General features: G+C 36.8%; 16 protein-coding genes and 1 pseudogene. 16 read left to right on the top strand and 1 reads right to left on the bottom strand.

All coding sequences use genetic code 11. From position 1 onward, the window contains the following. Nucleotides 1-36 precede the first annotated feature (36 nt). The 6 genes from serS (at nt 37) to V5N68_RS05235 (ending at nt 6,072) form a co-directional block, all read left to right on the top strand. Entirely contained in the window at nt 37-1,314 is a 1,278-nt protein-coding gene (gene serS, locus V5N68_RS05210) for a serine--tRNA ligase (protein WP_332066126.1), read from the top strand. 129 nt (nt 1,315-1,443) lie between these two features. Next, a complete protein-coding gene (locus V5N68_RS05215) occupies nt 1,444-2,103 on the top strand; it encodes a protein-L-isoaspartate(D-aspartate) O-methyltransferase (RefSeq protein ID WP_332066127.1) in 660 nt (219 codons plus the stop codon). A 157-nt stretch (nt 2,104-2,260) separates the two neighbouring features. Beyond that, the gene (locus V5N68_RS05220) at nt 2,261-3,418 is read left to right on the top strand and encodes a peptidoglycan DD-metalloendopeptidase family protein (RefSeq protein ID WP_332066128.1); all 1,158 of its coding nucleotides are present in this window, start codon (nt 2,261-2,263) and stop codon (nt 3,416-3,418) included. A gap of 378 nt (nt 3,419-3,796) precedes the next feature. Beyond that, nucleotides 3,797-4,159: a preprotein translocase subunit YajC gene (gene yajC / locus V5N68_RS05225; protein WP_332066129.1), complete on the top strand. Its 363-nt coding sequence runs from the start codon at nt 3,797-3,799 to the stop codon at nt 4,157-4,159. 648 nt (nt 4,160-4,807) lie between these two features. After that, complete coding sequence (locus V5N68_RS05230) at nt 4,808-5,194, top strand: Mth938-like domain-containing protein (protein WP_332066130.1); 387 nt, start codon at nt 4,808-4,810, stop codon at nt 5,192-5,194. Continuing rightward, the gene (locus V5N68_RS05235; protein ID WP_332066131.1) at nt 5,191-6,072 is read left to right on the top strand and encodes a phytoene/squalene synthase family protein; all 882 of its coding nucleotides are present in this window, start codon (nt 5,191-5,193) and stop codon (nt 6,070-6,072) included. Before V5N68_RS05230 ends, V5N68_RS05235 begins: the two co-directional genes overlap by 4 nt. Before the next feature lie 446 nt (nt 6,073-6,518). Here the strand turns inward: V5N68_RS05235 and V5N68_RS05240 are convergent, their stop codons facing one another. Beyond that, entirely contained in the window at nt 6,519-8,408 is a 1,890-nt protein-coding gene (locus tag V5N68_RS05240) for a peptidylprolyl isomerase (RefSeq protein WP_332066132.1), read from the bottom strand. A gap of 139 nt (nt 8,409-8,547) precedes the next feature. Between V5N68_RS05240 and tpiA the strand changes: the two genes are divergently transcribed. From tpiA to V5N68_RS05290, 10 genes and pseudogenes are all read left to right on the top strand, one after another. Next, nucleotides 8,548-9,315: a triose-phosphate isomerase gene (gene tpiA, locus V5N68_RS05245; RefSeq protein ID WP_332066133.1), complete on the top strand. Its 768-nt coding sequence runs from the start codon at nt 8,548-8,550 to the stop codon at nt 9,313-9,315. A 78-nt stretch (nt 9,316-9,393) separates the two neighbouring features. Next, nucleotides 9,394-9,828: pseudogene (secG, locus tag V5N68_RS05250) on the top strand (preprotein translocase subunit SecG); the annotation flags it as partial. Between the two features lie 284 nt (nt 9,829-10,112). Further along, on the top strand, nt 10,113-11,741 hold the full coding sequence (pyrG, locus tag V5N68_RS05255; RefSeq protein ID WP_332066135.1) for a CTP synthase: 1,629 nt from the start codon (nt 10,113-10,115) through the stop codon (nt 11,739-11,741). A gap of 33 nt (nt 11,742-11,774) precedes the next feature. Next, entirely contained in the window at nt 11,775-12,641 is an 867-nt protein-coding gene (gene kdsA, locus V5N68_RS05260; protein ID WP_332066136.1) for a 3-deoxy-8-phosphooctulonate synthase, read from the top strand. Nucleotides 12,642-12,677: 36 nt separating this feature from the next. Then, complete coding sequence (gene eno / locus V5N68_RS05265; RefSeq protein ID WP_332066137.1) at nt 12,678-13,946, top strand: phosphopyruvate hydratase; 1,269 nt, start codon at nt 12,678-12,680, stop codon at nt 13,944-13,946. 148 nt (nt 13,947-14,094) lie between these two features. Further along, on the top strand, nt 14,095-14,502 hold the full coding sequence (locus V5N68_RS05270; protein WP_332066138.1) for a TM2 domain-containing protein: 408 nt from the start codon (nt 14,095-14,097) through the stop codon (nt 14,500-14,502). Between the two features lie 128 nt (nt 14,503-14,630). Continuing rightward, nucleotides 14,631-14,954, top strand: coding sequence for an FtsB family cell division protein (locus V5N68_RS05275; protein ID WP_332066139.1), 324 nt, complete (start codon nt 14,631-14,633; stop codon nt 14,952-14,954). A gap of 118 nt (nt 14,955-15,072) precedes the next feature. After that, the gene (gene pdhA / locus V5N68_RS05280; RefSeq protein ID WP_332066140.1) at nt 15,073-16,113 is read left to right on the top strand and encodes a pyruvate dehydrogenase (acetyl-transferring) E1 component subunit alpha; all 1,041 of its coding nucleotides are present in this window, start codon (nt 15,073-15,075) and stop codon (nt 16,111-16,113) included. Between the two features lie 16 nt (nt 16,114-16,129). Beyond that, nucleotides 16,130-17,509, top strand: a complete 1,380-nt coding sequence (locus tag V5N68_RS05285; RefSeq protein WP_332066141.1) for a pyruvate dehydrogenase complex E1 component subunit beta — start codon at nt 16,130-16,132, stop codon at nt 17,507-17,509. 14 nt (nt 17,510-17,523) lie between these two features. Then, entirely contained in the window at nt 17,524-18,852 is a 1,329-nt protein-coding gene (locus tag V5N68_RS05290; protein ID WP_332066142.1) for a pyruvate dehydrogenase complex dihydrolipoamide acetyltransferase, read from the top strand. Nucleotides 18,853-18,943 lie beyond the last annotated feature (91 nt).

An 18,943-nucleotide genomic window follows, 5' to 3' on the forward strand; every position in this document is an offset into this window, starting at 1 on the left:
GAGAATTAACAAACACGATATAAATGAGGAATTTTTATGCTTGATATTAAGTGGATTCGTGATAATCCAGAGAAATTAGATAAAGCACTGAAAAGCAGAGGTATGGAGCCGCAAGCTAACAAGTTAATACAATTTGATCTTGAGCGTCGGTCATATGTTTCTAAAGTGCAATTTGCGCAAGAGCGTCGTAACGCTGCTTCAAAGGAAATTGGACAGGCTTTTGCTGCAGGTGATACAAAAATGGCTGAAAGTCTTAGAGCTGAAGTTGAAGAAATTAAAGTTTTTCTTTCTTCTGCTACAGCGGAAGAAAAGCGGTTAACTAAGCGCCTTGAAGATGCTCTTTCTAGGCTTCCAAATATTCCGTTGGATGATGTTCCAGAAGGCGAGAATGAAAACGATAATGTTGTCGTTCGACATTTTGGTAAACCTCCGGTATTTAGTTTTACACCAAAGGAACATTTTGATCTTGGAAAAAATCTTAAGAAGATGGATTTTGAGCGAGCAAGTCGTTTGTCAGGAGCGCGATTCACAATTCTTTCAGGTGCATTGGCTTTGCTGGAACGTGCATTAGGTCAATTTATGCTTGATTTACATGTTGATGAGCACGGTTATACAGAGGTTACAGTGCCTTTTCTTGTCCGTGATGAAATTGTCTATGGAGCAGCGCAGTTGCCTAAATTTGCTGATGATCTCTTTCGGACAACAGATGGTCGATGGTTGATTTCTACAGGAGAAGTTCCATTAACTAATTTAGTAAACAATGAAATTCTTGACGTATCAGAGTTGCCATTGCGTTTTTCTTCATTAACACCTTGTTTTCGGTTAGAGGCAGGGGCAGCAGGTCGTGATACACACGGTATGCTGCGTCAACACCAGTTTTGGAAAGTTGAAATGGTATCTATTACCACTGAAGAACAGTCTTTAATTGAGCTGGAGCGTATGACAGAGTGTGCAGAAGATGTATTGAAACGGCTTAATTTACCTTTTCGTACGGTGGTTCTTTCAACCGGTGATATGGGATTTGCTGCACGTAAAACTTACGATATTGAGGTTTGGCTTCCTGGTCAGGGTCGTTATCGTGAAATTTCCAGTTGTTCAGTTTGTGGAGATTTTCAAGGAAGACGCATGAATGCTCGGTATCGTAAAAAAGGTGATAAAACATTACATTTCGTTCATAGTCTTAATGGTTCTGGTACAGCGGTTGGTCGTTGTTTAATCGCTGTTTTAGAAAATTATCAGCAAGCTGATGGATCAATCATTGTTCCAGATGTTTTACAACCCTATATGAAGGGCATGCGTTGTATTACTGCTTAATTTTGTAAAAGAATAGATATGCATTTATTGGAGAGATGTAAGCATAGAGCTGTAGGTTTTTGCTATTTTTAAAAAATCGTGTGAGTCTGTATAACGGGATAGTGATTTCATTTAACTTCGAATAATATTATGGAGCAGAAGAGTATTTTACAATTTCGTGAGGAGTTGGCGGGTCTTGTGCTGAAAATGCGCAGTAGGGGAGTCGACGATATTCGTTTTTTTGCAGCGTTTGAAAAAATTCCGCGTCAACAATTTGTTCCTTCTGCTTGGCTTAATAGTGCTTATGATAACAAAGTTATTCCAATTGAGTGTGGTGAATATATTGAGCGTTTAGAAGAACAGCTTATGATTCTTTCCGCATTATCATTAAAAAAACAGCATCGTGTCTTAGAGATTGGTACAGGATCTGGTTTTTGTACTGCTATTATGGCGTGTTTGAGTGATCGTGTGATAACAGTTGATCGTTATAAAACACTTGTTGATTTGGCGCGTAGAAAATTTCAAACCTTGGGGATTGAAAATATTGTTGTAGATCAAATTGATGGAAGCCAGACTATTTCAGGTTTTGGATTATTTGATCGCATTCTTATTTGGCCGTCGCGCTCTGATGAGCCGAAAAAAGCTTTGGAACTTTTAAGTGAAAATGGGATTCTGATTCAGGCTATAGGACCGGATGAAGGAGTACAAGTGATTACACGTTATGTAAAAATTGGCAGCGAACTTCAATATTCAAAATTGTTTCAAGTACGTTATCAACCCTTCATTAAAGGCATTGCAAAAGTGCTTTGATTTTTAGGTTAAGGCATTGAACAAAATGTTTTATCCTTTTTATCGGGTGGGTAATATTAATTTTATTGGAATGATATTTACGAGTAGAATTTTAACTCTTAGGTAATACTAACAAGCTTTAATGAAGTGAATTGAGTGTTGGTAAGTGAGCAAAACTATGTACTTAAAAGTTTTGGGTAATATTTTCAAATATAACTTTCTGGGAATAATTTTAGGGACTTTAATGTTCGTTCTTGTAGGATGTAGTTCCGGTACGCAGCGTTTCTCTAATATATTTTCTAACAGCCAAATTTCTGCTCAATCAAACTCTTCGATTACACCTTCTAATATGCAAACGCTATCATATAACGATGTGATACAAACTGCTGAGTTGCCTCCTGTCGAGTTGAGGCACAATCAACAGTATAATAATGTTCCATATGATTCTTCAAGACAAGATAGGATATCTTCTCCTGATGGGCGAGTTATGGGAGATCCGCCCCGCAATCTTGGAACGCTATCTCGTTCCCAGATGAGGGATTCTTCTGTTGTTCGACAAGGCTCTTATATTGTACAGAGTGGGGATACATTAGTAAGTATTGCACGACAAATAGGCGTTAGTGTTGATGCGATAAAATTAGCGAATGGCATCAGAGGCAGCTTCATTCATGTTGGTCAAGTACTTATCGTTCCAGATAAAAATGTAGGAAATACTCAAAATAATAGTTTTTTTGCATCGACAACAGAGTCTCCATTTCCATCTCAGGCTGCGTTTTCTATGAAACATAGAAAGGATTCATCTGTATATAAAGTTCCTGAAACAGTTGTACCTTCTGCAAAAATTAATAAGTTAAATATTGAAAAAAGTTCTTCTAGAGGGACAGTAAATCATGAAGTTCATTCATCCAGCAGAATGACTAATGCAGATAATAATGTACTTACTCCGCAGGCTACAGGAATTTCAAAAATGCGTTGGCCAGTACGAGGGCGCTTATTAAGCAGATTTGGCCAAAAAAAGGGAACAGCAACTAATCGGGGAGTAGATATTGCTGTACCTGAAGGCTCATCTGTAAAGGCGGCAGAAAATGGTGTTGTTATTTATGCGAGTGATGGTTTAAAAGAGCTCGGTAATGTTGTTATGATTCGACATGAAAACGATGTTGTTACTATTTATGGACATAACAGTAGGCTTGTTGTTGATAGGGGGCAAAGAATACGGCGTGGGGATGAAATTGCTAAGTCTGGGATTTCAGGGGTTGTCAAAACTCCGCGTGTTTATTTTGAGGTACGTAAAAATTCCAGACCTGTTGATCCTATAGAATATTTAGAAAAATAACTCAATAATAGCTTTATCAAAAGGGTATACAATTTTCATGCATATTATAATAAAAACAAACAATATAATTCAGTTTATATTGTTTGATATAGAAGTTTGATCAATTTTATGAGAACAGTGTTTTGACTAAGGTATAAATAATGTGGAATAGTTTTGTATCATTATTTATATAGAAAAAGAAAAATAAATCTGTTCTTTAGAAATTTTTGCCCGTTGCCTTTTGTCTTCTAAGGATTTATTGCTTTTATAAGGTTGTGACTACGTTATGTAGTTATTGTTATGTTATGATACTTCTAAGCAAAGCTTTTTTCTTTTGAGTCAAAAGTGTATTTTAGTAGAGTGGGAAATACCTCAAATTTAAACCTATAGGAGATAAAAATGTTTATTACCAACGCTTATGCTCAAGTTGCAGGCGGTGTTTCCAACGGGGGATCACTTGTTACATTTGTTCCTTTTATTTTAATTTTTGTAATTATGTATTTTTTTATTATTCGTCCACAACGTGTGCAAATGAAAAAGAGACAGGAAATGCTCAATGCTGTGCGTCGTGGTGATACGATTGTAACGGGTGGGGGTATTGTTGGTAAGGTTACGAAAGTTTATGACGAAAGTGGTGAATTAGAGGTTGATATTGGAGAGGGTATACATATTCGTGTTATCCGTTCTACATTGGCTGATGTCCGTGTTAAAGGGAAACCAGTTTCGGAAAAAAAATTAAAATCTAATGCTAAAATAAAATAATCTCAAAAATTTACAATTAAAGTGAAGGGAGATGCGGGTGAATCTGAAGAGCAAAAACTGCGCTCAAGAAAGATAAATCTTCAAGTATTATAGAGAAGTTTATTGGATGTTTTGCAAATGTGCTAGTTTGTAAGGCGAGTTTGTTTATATAACAAGATATGTTTATTATAAGTGTTGATTATGGATATGTGGTGGCTTTTGTATATAAAAGCCATTTTTTCAGGTGAGTGGTGTTATATAATTTATAATAGTGTTATAACTTGTTGTTTATTTCTGTAGAGTTTCTTTATTTTAAGATCCTTGAGCAGTTTTTGACACTAAAATGTTACTCTTTACGGTAACGGTCATTCTTTTTTTTGTGAGTGTAGTATTGGGTAAATTATCCTTTTTAGTAGAATTATATATTTTTGGAAGAACGTGATATTTTATCATGTTTTGTTATAGAATTTCATTATATTGTCTGAAGTTTTTTATACATTGCTTTTTCTATTATTAGGGCATGATCTTTTACGTGAAAGGTTTTGTATAAATGTTGCTATATTGGTTAATATCAATATATTAATTAATTGTTTTTGTTGACCCTTTTTTGATTTTCAGGGGAAGATAAGCAAAACGCAATTGGTTTTTAAAAATAAAGGACACTTCATTATGTTTCATGCGATTCAAATCCGTGAGGCTCATTTCCCAGGACGTGCGCCCATTGATGCTTATGGAAACGGTGGTTTTCGTTTTGCTGATATGTCTCATAAAGGTTCTATTATTTGTTTACCATCAGGGATTTACGGTATTAATATGGAAAGTCCTATTCCCTCTAAAGAGGATATATTTCGCGTTTTAGAAGAAGCAGATGAGATTGAAGTTTTTTTAATAGGTACAGGAGTTGAACTATTGCAGTTACCTGAAAAATTACGAATACTTTTACGAGAAAAGCATATTTCATCAGATACAATGAGCACGGGAGCAGCGGTGCGTACATTTAATGTTTTGTTAGCTGAGGATCGTGCAGTTGCTGCTTTATTATTTGCTGTAGCATGATTCATTCTCTTCCTTATTGTTTAAATGTTTTACGTGCTACAGATCGCGATCGCTATATATCAGTTTTATTTGCGCCCAAAGAAAAACGTAGAGCATTAGCTGCCCTTTATGCTTTTAACGCAGAGATTACCCGTGTTCGTGAAAGTGTTCATGATCCGTTTATTGGAGAGCTCAGATTGCGATGGTGGTATGATGCTATTGCTAATGGCGAAATGCATAATAGTACGAGTAATCCGATATTAAATGATTTATTTACAGCAATTACCTCTTTCAATTTACCTAAGACAGCTCTTTTACATTATTGTGACGCTCAGATTTTAGATATTTATCACAACCCGATAGCAACCATTGATGATCTCAAATCCTATTTTGTTAAAACGGCTAGTATAATTTTGCAACTTTCTTGTCAAATCTTAGATTCTAATGCGGCACAAAATTTTACAGATGCATGTAAACATGGTGGAATTGCTCAGGGATTAAGTGGTGTGTTACGCCTTGTGTCATTTATGCGCCCACGATATCAGTACTATTTTCCTATTGATATGTTAAAAGCATTAGGAGTGGATAGAGAAGAGTTAGAGTTTAATCGTGTTAACAGAGAGAAAAAACGTTGCATCATTGAAGCTATGGTGGCGTTATCGCGTGATCATTATATCAAGTTTTATAATCATTCTATTGCTTTACCTAAAACAGTGAGAACAGCATTCCTTCCATTGGTAATTATGCCGGCATCACTTGAAAAAGCAATAGAGTTAGGGGAAAAAGTTTTTCAGGAAAACGCAACTTTACCATTGCTTTATCGCTATTGGTTGATAACAAAAGCAGCGATGACCAAGAACTTTCCAAAATGTTATAAGGAAAAAAGAGAGTATCTTTAGAAATAGAGAAACTAATAAAATATGGATATATTTTTACATTAAGGTGGAAGGAATGTTATAATTCCAAAAATATTTACGTATTCATTTATTTTTTCTATTATGGATTAAGAGTAATATTACATTTATCCAATATTTTTGAATATATTCGTCGTAATTATTATTCAATAAGAAAGATATTTCTATTCTGATTTATAATAAAATTTTATAGACGGGGGGAAGTATTATCGTGAATTATCGGTGATAGTGTCCTTGTTACAAAGCAATATTGAGAAATTACTTTCAAAATTTTATGCACGATTTTAAAAGAATTTGCAAAACATCTAATATTTATATAGATAACATAAATATTAGTTATCTTTTCCATCGACAGAAATAATTTTTTATTACGACTTTTGTAGCAAGGAAACACTCATCACAACTCAATTAAGCAGATACCCTTTCAGCTTTTACTGAAATGCATTGAAGATTTTATCATAATTAGAGTTATTAATTTTTAAAGGATATTCTTTATTAGCAAATTTTAACATCTCTAACCTAATATCTTCTCTTATCAGTAAATCTAAATTGTTTCGAATGTCATGAGAAAGAGCGAGGGCAGTTATATCTTGAGGTCTGGTTACTGTCTTTACTTGATAAATAATGCGTCTTGTTGCATCTGGACTTTTGATTATACCGTAGTGACCTTTGGGTCCAGAAAATAATGCTTTAACTCCTTCAGTACCAAAAATTTCAAATGAATCTTGACGTCGAAGAGCTTGAGTTGTTTGTTTAGTTAAACTAAGTTCGTGAGCAAGAGAAGCAAGACTTTTTCCCTCAGAGAGCTTTTTAAAGGAAGCTTCAGCTTTTTCATCAAGAAGTCGTTGGATTTCTTCACTTTTCCACTGAGAAAGGACATCTTGCTCAGCTTCTTGGAAGGTTTTGTAACGAGATGGGATAATTTTATCTACCTTATACCAAAGATATCCACCTTCTTGAACAGGGAGCGGATCAAGAGCTGTTCCTTCATTTGTTTGATAGATAGAGCTTAATAAAGTATCTTTTTGGGGTAAATTTGTAAGTACTGTACCTTCAATTGTCTTTCCTGTTTTATCAATAGTAATTGTTTGCAGAGACAGTTTATATTGGTCAGCAATTTCTCTAAATGAATATCCTTCAAAACGAGCATTTTCAATTTTTGTATAATTATTACGTATATCATCTGCCGCACGTTTTTGAGCAAGTGTTTGACGAATATCATTCTTTACCTTTTCAAAGGGCGTGAGACTTGAAGGTACAATATGCGTAACTCGAATAATTACTGGTCCCTGTAAGTCATTGATTACGGCACTGATTTGTCCCTCCTTAAGTTCAAAAACCTCAGATGCTAAGTGATTAGGAAGTTCATTTTCTGCTAAAGGGCCTTTTTTAATTTCGTTTAGAGTTTTGTTTTCAGCTTTAATTAAGTCATCAAAACTTAATCCGTCAGCAATTTTTTTTGCAGCTTTATCGGCAGCCTCACGTGTAGGGAAGCGTAATTCCTCTATTGTACGTTTTTCAGGGATAATAAAGCGTGAAGAATTTTTTGTATAATAAGCTTTAACCTCATCCATTGAAATATCTTCTGGCTTTAAAAGTTCAGACAGTTTCATAGATAGTAAAGAGACAGTACGATATTCTGGGGTGCTGAAATTACTCTTATGGGCTTCAAACCATTTTTTTAATATTGTTTGATTGGGATCAGCAGTTATTTCTTTCCCTTTTATATCTATCACGAGATAATCTGCTGCACGAGTTTCTTCATGATAAAGAGAAAATGCTTTATAAAAGGTGTCCGGAGCTTTCATACCAGATAATGAAGCTGAAATAAGCTGGTTACGTTTTTTATCTTTAGTGTAATAATCAAGAAAACCATTTTCGCTGATACGTAATTGTTGCAGATAATTAAGAAACAAATCTTGATTAAAGATTCCATTTATTTGGAACATATTCTCAGAACTAATGCTATGAGCTATAGCATTTTTTGAAAGATTAATTTTCATTTTTCGTGCTTGTTCATCAAACAATACATTCTGTTGTATCTGATTAAAAACCACAGCAGGTATTTTGTATTTCTGTATTTCATTTGGTGTAAACATGCGTCCAATATGAGAAGAAAGCGCTAAGCGTGAGCTTTGATCATTGAGTGCAAGGTAATAATCATCGACGGTTATCTTAGACTTTCCAGAAGTTACAAGATCTCTTCCACTCTGTGTGTGTAATTGCGGTATACCCCATAAAAGGACGAAGCATAAGAGCAAAACTGCAAGAAAAAATCTAGCAATCCAAGAATTTGTAGCATTTCTTATGACGTCAAGCATCGTTCAATCCTGTTCTTTACAATAAAGATGCATAAGATGCAAGAAAGATGCATAAGATGCAAGCCTTAAAGGCTTGCTTTCGTTTTTTATTTGATATCTAAAGGTAGAAACGTATTGTAATGCCTTTGGGGATAAAAGTATGTATGCAAATATTAAGCCTTTGATTGCTGGAAATTGGAAAATGAATGGATCCGTTGAATCTTTACGGGAGTTACGTGCCATTGCTGCTGGCATTAGTGCTGATTTAAGTTGTTTATTAGATGGACTTGTTTGTGTTCCAGCAACGCTTTTATCACGTGCTTTTGAGATACTGGGAAAAGAAAACCTTCTTTTAGGTGGACAAAATTGTCACTTTGATGATAGTGGTCCTTATACTGGTGATATTTCTTCTTTTATGCTTAAAGAGGCAGGAGCAAGTCACGTCATTGTTGGGCACTCAGAGCGTCGCATAATTTATCATGAAAGTAATGAAATTGTTTGTGCTAAAGTGCAAGCGGCATGGCGAGCAGATCTTATAGCGCTTATTTGTATTGGTGAAACATTGGAGGACCGTAGAAATAATAAAGTATTAGATGTTCTTGCTCAGCAGCTTGAAGAATCCTTACCGGATGGTTCTACGGCACAGAACATCATTATTGCTTATGAACCTGTATGGGCTATAGGTACAGGAAATGCAGCGACTTCGTCGGATATTTCAGAAGTACATAATTTTATTCGTCAAAAGGTGTGCTCTCGCTTTGGTAATGATGGACGCAATATCCGCTTACTTTATGGCGGGTCAGTTAAGGTTTCTAATGCATTTGAGATTTTGAGTACCACTAATGTTAATGGTGCTTTAATAGGAGCAGCAAGCTTAAAAGCAACTGATTTTTTAACTATTTGTAATATTTATCGTAAATTATATTGAAGAATATTGGTTTCTCCTTGGATTCTACGTAATTTATGTGTAAATAGCCATAAAAATTATTTTAAAAGAGCAGAGTTTATGCAAACAGTACTCATCGTTATTCATTTTTTGGTTGTTATTGCTTTAGTTGGTGTTGTCTTGATCCAGCCCTCAGAGGGAGGTGGACTTGGTGTTAGTAGTGGTTCAGGACTTATGAGAACTCGTGGTACTAAAAATGCATTGACGCGTTTAACAGCTATTCTAGCCTTTTGTTTTTTTGCGATATCCATTGGGCTTATAGTCGTTGGGAATTTATCGAACTCCGACTCTGATATTCTCAAACGTATCAATTCAGAGCAAAGTAAAGGAACTTCAAAGAGTATACCATCATTGGATGATGGGGTTCAACCTTCTATTCTTGAACAGCTAGGCGGTACGGATCCTGAGCAAGAGCAAAGCAAGTCTGCGATTCCTGTTATTGAAAACCCTGTTCCTTCACTTCTTGAAAGTCCAGTTTCTGATAATAATACAAAGCCATCATTGGGAAATGGAGCTCAGCCTTCTATTATTGAGCAAAAGGGTAGCACGGTTTCTACTCAAAAACAAAATAATCTTGCAGCTCCTACTGCTGAAAATCCTGTTTCTCCAACGACTGAAAGTCCGATTTCTGATGGTAATACAGAATAGTTTTTTATCTTTTAAAAGATAAAATTTTTAAAAAGGTGATTTGTCACCTTTTTTATTTTTGCGAAGATTTTCTTTTTTTTTTATATTTTTTGCTGGAAAAATTATTACAAACTGCTTATCACCATAAGCCCATGGCACATTATGTTTTTATTACCGGTGGTGTAGTTTCCTCTCTTGGGAAAGGCATTACAGCAGCAGCGTTAGCTGCATTATTGCAGGCTCGTGGGTATCGTGTACGACTCCGCAAGCTTGATCCTTATTTAAATGTTGATCCAGGTACGATGTCTCCTTATCAACATGGCGAGGTGTTCGTAACCGATGATGGTGCTGAAACGGATTTGGACCTGGGTCATTACGAGCGCTTTACGGGCTGTTCAGCAAACAGCCAAGATAATATTACAACAGGGCGTATTTATCGTAATATCATTGAACGAGAACGACGTGGTGATTATTTGGGGAAAACCGTTCAGGTTATTCCTCATGTTACGGATGAGATTAAGCAATTCATTACTACAGGAAATGAAGAGTTTGATTTTGTTTTATGTGAAATAGGTGGAACGGTTGGTGATATTGAAGCAATGCCTTTCCTTGAAGCGATTCGTCAGCTTCAAAATGAGTTACCAATAAAAAGTGTTGTTTATATACATCTTACATTGATGCCTTATATTTCTTCAGCTGGTGAATTAAAAACTAAGCCGACACAGCATTCAGTAAAAGAGCTGCAGTCAATTGGTATTGCTCCCGATATTTTGTTGGTGCGTGTGGATCGACCTATACCAAAAACAGAGCGAGACAAATTATCACTTTTTTGTAATGTTCGTCCAAGCGCAGTGATTCAAGCATTGGATATGCCCACAATTTATGATGTTCCTATGGCGTATCATAAGGAGGGTTTAGATTCAGAAGTTCTTGCTGCATTTGGTATCGATCCAGCGCCAAAGCCTAAAATGGATCGTTGGAAAGATATTGCACATCGAATTCATCATCCTGAAGGAGAAGTGGTGATCGCAGTTGTTGGAAAATATACGGGTTTAAAAGACGCGTATAAATCACTTATTGAAGCGATTGCGCATGGTGGGTTAGCCAATAAAGTGAAAGTTAGTATTGAATGGATTGATGCGGAGCATTTGGAAAAGGAAGATCCTACACTTTATTTACGAAAAGTTCATGGGATTTTAGTTCCTGGTGCTTTTGGGGCGCGTGGTGCAGAAGGTAAAATTCAGGCAATACAATTTGCACGGGAACGTAAAGTTCCGTTTTTTGGTATTTGTTTTGGAATGCAGTTAGCTTGTATAGAGGTTGCACGTAATGTGGCATATATAGCAAATGCTTCATCAAGTGAATTTTGTGAGGTAAAATATCCAATTGTAGGTTTAATGACAGAGTGGGTCAAGGGAGATGTTCTTGAAAAACGTACAAAATATGAAGACCTCGGTGGAACAATGCGTCTTGGTTCTTTTGCTGCTGAGTTAAAAGAGGGCAGTCATATTGCTAAGATTTATGGAAGGACAAAAATTTGTGAACGGCATCGTCATCGTTATGAGGTAAATATTGATTATAAAGACGCATTGGAAAAATGTGGCTTGATTTTTTCAGGTCTATCTCCAGATGGTATTTTGCCAGAAACGATAGAATATGAAAATCATCCATGGTTTATTGGTGTACAATATCATCCAGAGTTAAAATCACGTCCATTTGATCCACATCCGCTTTTTTCTTCTTTTATTAAAGCTACTATAGAGCAGAGTAGGTTAGTTTAGTTTATTAATTGGGTTATTTTTTTGAGGGGCATAATGTTTAAACCAAATAGTATTGTAAAAGTTGGGAATACTGTTTTTGCGAATGAAGCGCCTCTTTCATTGATTGCAGGCCCATGTCAGATAGAAAGTCGGGATCATACTTTTGAAATGGCTGGTCGGATTAAGGAGATTGCAGATCAAGTAGGTATTGGGTTTGTTTACAAATCTAGTTATGATAAAGCCAATAGAACGTCTCTTAGTGCGGCTCGCGGTGTTGGTATTGAAAAGGCAATGGCTATTTTTTCTGATTTGAAGAAGGAATTTGGTTGTCCGATATTAACTGATGTGCATACAGAAGAGCAATGCACAGTTGTTGCTTCAACGGTGGATATTTTGCAAATACCTGCTTTTTTATGTCGTCAAACAGATCTTTTGGTTGCTGCTGCTAAAACAGGGTGTGTTGTTAATATTAAAAAAGGTCAATTTTTGGCTCCATGGGATATGGAAAATGTTTTGAAGAAGGTTACTCGAAGTGGTAATCTTAACGTTATGCTTTGTGAGCGTGGTACCTCATTTGGTTACAATCGGCTTATTTCTGATATGCGTTCGTTGCCTATCCTGCGTTCATTAGGAGCTCCTGTTATTTTTGATGCAACGCACTCTGTTCAGGAACCGGGGGGGAAAGGAGATTCATCTGGTGGACAACGCCAATTTGTTGAGGTTTTAGCGCGTGCTGCTTGTGCTGTTGGGGTTGCTGGTATTTTTTTAGAAACGCATCAAGATCCAGATAATGCACCTTCTGATGGGCCTAATATGGTCAAAATTGATAATTTACTGAGATTGCTTGAGACTTTAATAGAGTTTGATTCTGTGTCAAAAAAGCAAATGGATAATACAATGGCAGAGGGTGTTTCATCATGATGGAGTTAAAGCTTTTTATTAAATAAGGAAAATCATATGACTGTGATCGTCGATATTATTGGGCGTGAAGTAATCGATAGCCGAGGTAATCCAACAGTAGAGGTTGATGTTCATTTGGAGAATGGAGCTTTTGGTCGTGCTATTGTTCCTTCAGGGGCTTCAACCGGACGGTATGAAGCTGTCGAACTCCGTGACGGTGGTATGCGCTATCACGGTAAAGGGGTTGAAAAAGCGGTTGCGGCGGTAAATGGGGAAATTTTTGAAGAACTTAATGGGCGAGATGCAAGAAATCAATTGGCGATTGATAAAGCAATGATAGCCTTAGATGGAACACCAAATAAAGAGCGTCTTGGTGCTAATGCTATTCTTGGCGTCTCGTTGGCTGTTGCAAAAGCTTCAGCTGAATCAGTGCATTTGCCCTTATATCGCTATATTGGTGGTATACAAGCGCATATTCTTCCAACGCCAATGATGAATATCATTAATGGTGGTGCGCACGCCGATAATTCAATTGATTTTCAAGAATTTATGATCATCCCTGTCGGAGCTCCTACGTTTAAGGAGGCAGTTCGGTATGGTTCGGAAGTTTTTCATACATTGAAAAAACGTTTAAAAGATGCGGGTTATAATACCAATGTTGGTGATGAGGGTGGTTTTGCACCTCAATTTAAAAATGCTGAGCAAGCCATTGATTTTATTATAGAATCTATAATAGCATGTGGGTATAAGCCGGGTGAACAAATTGCTATTGGTCTAGATTGTGCGTCAACCGAATTTTATAAAAACGGTTTATATGTTTATAAAGGCGAAGGAAAGTCTCGTAATACTCAAGAGCAAGTAGATTATTTGTCTTCGCTTGTTCAAACTTATCCAATTATTACGATTGAAGATGGGATGGCTGAGGATGATTGGGAAGGTTGGAAATTACTTACCGATTCAATTCATAAAAAGTGTCAGCTTGTTGGTGATGATTTGTTCGTAACAAATTCAGCTCGTTTGTGTGATGGTATAAAAATGGGGGTTGCGAATTCTATTCTTATTAAAGTTAACCAGATAGGTACATTGAGTGAAACACTTGATGCTGTAGAAGTTGCGCATAAAGCTGGTTATCGTGCTATTATATCTCACCGTTCAGGTGAAACGGAGGATTCTTTCATTGCTGATCTTTCTGTTGCGACAAATTGCGGACAAATAAAAACTGGTTCACTTGCGCGTTCGGATAGATTATCGAAATATAATCAGCTTATTCGCATTGAAGAAATGTTAGGGCCTCAAGCGTTTTATGCTGGTAACTTTCGTTTTTGATGGATATAAGAATAATATTAATTTTTTATCTGTAACGATTTTGAATTAGTGATTATGGTGGGGTATTAAGTAAAATAATAAGCTTTTTAAATTGGACATTAGGCTGTGGCTTTTGTGATATTCTATAATGGTTTTTTAGGCGGTGGACATGAAGGGCGTGATTATTAGTAAAGATGAAGGGATTTATCTTGTTTCAGGTGATGATGGTAAACGCTATCAATTTGCGACTTGGGATTGGTTAGGAAAAAAAACACCTCAAATTGGTGATAGTGTTGATTTCATATATGAAGACGGTGTTGTTAGTTCAGTTTTTCCAATATTGAAACAAAGCTCAGGGCCATCGAGAGTAATGCTTGCTCTTATTTGTTGGTTTGCTGGTATATTTGGAGTTCACCGTTTTATGGTTGGTAAAATTAAAACTGGTATTGTAATGCTACTTTTATCTTTAACAATTTTCGGGTTAATTATTACTGGGGTTTGGGCGATTATTGATTTTATACTTATTGTTGCTGGAAAATTTTCAGATAAAAATGGGAATGGAATTACAGACTGGTAAATTAATCTAAGTTTAAAGAAGCGTATTAAATAAGGGTTGGTCAATGAGGGAATGTATTCTGGTAATAAAGTATTAATAGAAAATATGCATTGTTTAAAAAATATTAGAAAAAGACAGTGTGCTATTTTATGTGGACAAAGCAGAAACGCAGATCAACTAAAATTCGCTTTGTATTGCCGCTTATGACGGTGGGGGTTTTGAGTTATTTTAGTTATCATGTTTATCATGGTGAATACGGACTTTATTCTCTCAGTAAAGTTAATCAGCATATTGCCGAGTTGAAAGAGGAGCTTCATAGTATAGAAGTTGAGCGGGCGTTTATTGAAAAGCGCATCTCTCTTTTGCGTGATGGGTATATTGAAAAGGATATGCTGGATGAGTATGTTCGGAGGAATTTAAATTTTTCTAAGCCAAACGAATTGACAATTTTAAATTCTTTTGACGATATTTAAAACTAATAAAAGGCCGTTTTTTTAATAATTTCTTATGATATCATGAGAGATGATTGATAGTGCTTGTAACTTTTGTTCGTAAAGGTTATTCCTGGCTAATCATAAAAGGGAGTTTAATATGGCAGAAAAGCTTAAAAAAAATTCTGCATCGATAGCGCATTCCGCATTATCAAATACAACAAGAATAGCACAAGCAGCTAATTTGACTAAAGAAGAGGAAATTGATGCTTACCGCAAAATGCTCTTGATTCGTCGTTTTGAAGAAAAGGCGGGACAACTTTATGGCATGGGTCTTATTGGTGGGTTTTGTCATCTCTATATCGGGCAGGAAGCTGTTGTCGTTGGGACATTGAACGCAATAAAAGAAGGTGATCAGGTTATCACATCCTACCGTGATCATGGTCATATGTTAGCGGTTGGTATGAGCCCACGTGGGGTAATGGCAGAGTTAACAGGGCGTCGAGGAGGCTTTTCTAAAGGAAAGGGAGGCTCAATGCATATGTTCTCTAAAGAGAAACAATTTTATGGTGGGCATGGTATCGTTGGCGCTCAGGTTCCAATTGGCTCAGGTTTAGCATTTTCAAATCAGTATCTCGGTAAGGATAATGTGACATTAGTCTATTTTGGTGATGGTGCTGCAAATCAGGGGCAAGTTTACGAAAGTTTTAACATGGCTTCGCTTTGGAAGCTTCCTTGTATTTATATTATCGAAAATAACCAATATGCTATGGGCACATCAGTCGTGCGTGCATCTGCAGAGACAGATTTTTCTCGTCGTGGTCTTTCCTTTGAAATTCCAGGTATTGTCGTTGATGGAATGGATGTGCGAGCGGTAAAAGGAGCTGCTGATGAAGCAGTTTCTTGGACACGTTCAGGTAAAGGGCCAATTATTCTTGATATGCAGACTTATCGTTATCGAGGACATTCCATGTCTGATCCGGCAAAATATCGATCAAAGGAAGAAGTTCAGACAATGAAAGAGGCACATGATCCGATAGATCAGGTGAAGAATCGGATTCTTGGAGAAGGTTGGGTTAGCGAAGATGATTTAAAATCTATTGACAAGGAGGTGCGTGCGATTGTTTCTGATGCAGCAGACTTTGCACAAAGTGATCAAGAGCCAGATGTTTCTGAACTTTATACCGATATTTTAGTTTGATGCGAGGGGAGCAAGTATGTCTATTAATATTTTGATGCCGGCGCTTTCGCCAACGATGGAAGAAGGTACATTATCTAAATGGATTAAAAAAGAAGGCGATAAAGTTAGCTCTGGTGACGTAATTGCTGAAATAGAGACTGATAAGGCGATGATGGAAGTAGAAGCTGTTGATGAAGGTATTCTTGGTAAGATTATTGTGCCTGAAGGTTCTGAAAAAGTGAAGGTTAATAGTGTTATTGCGGTGTTATTGGAGGAAGATGAAAGTCTTGAAAATATTGTGCAGCCTTCTGATACTTTTGATTTTCATCACAAGCGCGAAGACAAGATATCTTCCTCTATTTCTTCTTCAATGTCGGAGCCTTCTATTGCTGGTGATGTTGTTCATGATTTTGATATTCCGGTGGGAACTAAAATGGTTACAATGACAGTGCGTGAAGCTCTCAATCAGGCTATGGCTGAAGAGATGCAACGTGATGAAATGGTCTTTCTATTGGGGGAAGAAGTCGCTGAATATCAAGGTGCATATAAAGTTAGCCAAGGCTTGTTGGAAAAATTCGGTGCACGGCGCGTTATTGACACACCGATAACAGAACACGGTTTTGCAGGATTAGCTGTTGGTGCTGCATTTGGAGGGTTGCGTCCCATTGTTGAGTTTATGACATTTAATTTTGCTATGCAAGCAATGGATCAAATTATAAACTCTGCAGCAAAGACTCGTTATATGTCTGGTGGACAAATGTCTGCTCCTATGGTTTTTCGTGGTCCTAACGGTGCGGCTGCACGCGTTGCTGCTCAGCACTCTCAGTGCTACGCTGCGTGGTATGGTCATATACCAGGGCTGAAAGTGGTGATGCCGTATAACGCTGCAGACGCAAAAGGTTTGTTAAAGGCTGCTATTCGTGATGATAATCCTGTTATTTTCCTTGAAAACGAGATTTTGTATGGCCATCAGTTTGATGTTCCTCAAATAGATGATTTTGTTTTACCTATCGGTAAGGCGCGTATTCATAAAGCTGGTCAAGATGCTACAATTGTTGCATGTGGAATTGGGATGCATTATGCGGTTCAAGCGTTACCAGAAATGGAAAAGCTTGGTATTGATGTTGAGTTGATTGATTTACGAACTATTCGTCCAATGGATATTCCGACAATTCTTTCTTCAGTCAAAAAAACAGGGCGTTTGGTGACAGTTGAAGAGGGGTATCCTCAGTCATCTGTTGGGACTGAAATAGCGACGCGAGTCATGCAGCAGGCTTTTGATTATCTTGATGCGCCAGTCGCTACAATCGCTAGTAAAGATGTTCCAATGCCTTATGCTGCTAATCTTGAGAAATTGGCTTTGCCTAGTGTTTCTGAGATTATTGAAGCTGTTAAGGCTGTGACCTATAAAGCGTAACGGAGGAAAGCACAATGCCTATTAAGATTACAATGCCTGCGCTTTCTCCTACTATGGAAGAAGGTAGTTTGTCGAAATGGAACATAAAGGAAGGAGACAAAGTTTCTCCAGGGGATGTTCTTGCTGAAATTGAAACAGATAAGGCAACAATGGAAGTTGAAGCTGTTGATGAGGGAACGGTTGCTAAAATTATTGTTCCTGCGGGAACACAGGGGGTTAAAGTCAATTCTTTAATAGCTATTTTAGCAGAAGAGGGAGAAGATTTAGCTAAAGCTGCGGAAGTTGTAAAAAAAGATTCTGCATCCTCAAAAATTAAAGAATCAGAAAACATGAAACACGCGGATTCAAAATTGGCACAGGAAACCAATTTATCACAAAATAAGGAATTAGTACAGAAAGATAAAAAAGATACACGCTTTTTTGCTTCTCCTTTAGCGCGGCGATTAGCGGCTCAGGCGGGTCTTAATTTATCCCTTATTTCTGGTAGTGGTCCACATGGACGTATTATAAAGCGTGATGTAGAAAAAGCTATGAACAACGGTATTTTAGGAGGAACTTATTCACAAAAAGTTGAAAAATCAACAGCTGCAGATACCTCTGATGGATATATATTAAAGCTTTTCAAAGAGAATGAATATACGCTTGTGCCTCATAATAATATGCGTAAAACGATTGCTAAACGTCTGGTTGAATCAAAGCAAAAAATTCCGCATTTTTATGTCACTGTAGATTGTGAGCTTAATGCATTATTAGAATTGCGTGCGCAATTGAATGCTGCTGTTCCAACAGTTAAGACTCAGGAAGGATTTAAACCTGCTTATAAGATTTCGGTTAATGATATGGTTATTAAGGCTGTAGCTCTTTCGTTAACAGCTGTGCCTGACGCTAATGTATCCTGGCTTGAAGAAGGGGTGCTTCATCATAAACACTGTGATATTGGGGTTGCTGTTTCTATTCCAGATGGATTAATTACACCAATTATTTTTCATGCAGAAGAAAAGTCTTTATCAGTTATTTCCAATGAAATGAAGTGTCTTATAAGTCGTGCACGTGAACGTAAATTAAAAATGGAGGAATATCAGGGGGGAACAACGGCTGTATCAAATATGGGGATGTACGGCGTTAAAAATTTTTCTGCTATTCTTAATCCACCACATGCAACAATTTTTGCGATTGGTGCTGGTGAAAAACGTGCGGTTGTTAAGGATGGTGCATTAACAGTAGGTACTGTCATGTCGGTAACAATTTCTGTTGATCATCGTGTTGTTGATGGTGCATTGGCGGCTGAATTAGCTCAGACATTTAAAAAGATGATTGAAAATCCATTAGCAATGTTGGTTTGAGCTGTTTTAAAATGCTTCACGTAATTATGTGTAATAGTGATATGTTAATATGATAAAAGCGAGTTTAAAGAGTTTAGATGGTGGTGTTTCT

Origin of the sequence: Bartonella eidoli, from assembly GCF_036576145.1 — a bacterium.
Taxonomy (GTDB): Bacteria; Pseudomonadota; Alphaproteobacteria; order Rhizobiales; family Rhizobiaceae; genus Bartonella.

Bases quoted from the DNA above. Each gene is read 5' to 3' on its own strand.
- serS (WP_332066126.1), top strand. From the start codon at position 37: ATGCTTGATATTAAGTGGATTCGTGATAATCCAGAGAAATTAGATAAA.
- V5N68_RS05275 (WP_332066139.1), top strand. From the start codon at position 14,631: ATGTGGACAAAGCAGAAACGCAGATCAACTAAAATTCGCTTTGTATTG.
- V5N68_RS05270 (WP_332066138.1), top strand. From the start codon at position 14,095: ATGAAGGGCGTGATTATTAGTAAAGATGAAGGGATTTATCTTGTTTCA.
- V5N68_RS05230 (WP_332066130.1), top strand. From the start codon at position 4,808: ATGTTTCATGCGATTCAAATCCGTGAGGCTCATTTCCCAGGACGTGCG.
- pdhA (WP_332066140.1), top strand. From the start codon at position 15,073: ATGGCAGAAAAGCTTAAAAAAAATTCTGCATCGATAGCGCATTCCGCA.
- V5N68_RS05220 (WP_332066128.1), top strand. From the start codon at position 2,261: ATGTACTTAAAAGTTTTGGGTAATATTTTCAAATATAACTTTCTGGGA.
- pyrG (WP_332066135.1), top strand. From the start codon at position 10,113: ATGGCACATTATGTTTTTATTACCGGTGGTGTAGTTTCCTCTCTTGGG.
- V5N68_RS05240 (WP_332066132.1), bottom strand. From the start codon at position 8,408: ATGCTTGACGTCATAAGAAATGCTACAAATTCTTGGATTGCTAGATTT.
- yajC (WP_332066129.1), top strand. From the start codon at position 3,797: ATGTTTATTACCAACGCTTATGCTCAAGTTGCAGGCGGTGTTTCCAAC.
- V5N68_RS05235 (WP_332066131.1), top strand. From the start codon at position 5,191: ATGATTCATTCTCTTCCTTATTGTTTAAATGTTTTACGTGCTACAGAT.
- kdsA (WP_332066136.1), top strand. From the start codon at position 11,775: ATGTTTAAACCAAATAGTATTGTAAAAGTTGGGAATACTGTTTTTGCG.
- V5N68_RS05290 (WP_332066142.1), top strand. From the start codon at position 17,524: ATGCCTATTAAGATTACAATGCCTGCGCTTTCTCCTACTATGGAAGAA.
- V5N68_RS05285 (WP_332066141.1), top strand. From the start codon at position 16,130: ATGTCTATTAATATTTTGATGCCGGCGCTTTCGCCAACGATGGAAGAA.
- tpiA (WP_332066133.1), top strand. From the start codon at position 8,548: ATGTATGCAAATATTAAGCCTTTGATTGCTGGAAATTGGAAAATGAAT.
- V5N68_RS05215 (WP_332066127.1), top strand. From the start codon at position 1,444: ATGGAGCAGAAGAGTATTTTACAATTTCGTGAGGAGTTGGCGGGTCTT.
- eno (WP_332066137.1), top strand. From the start codon at position 12,678: ATGACTGTGATCGTCGATATTATTGGGCGTGAAGTAATCGATAGCCGA.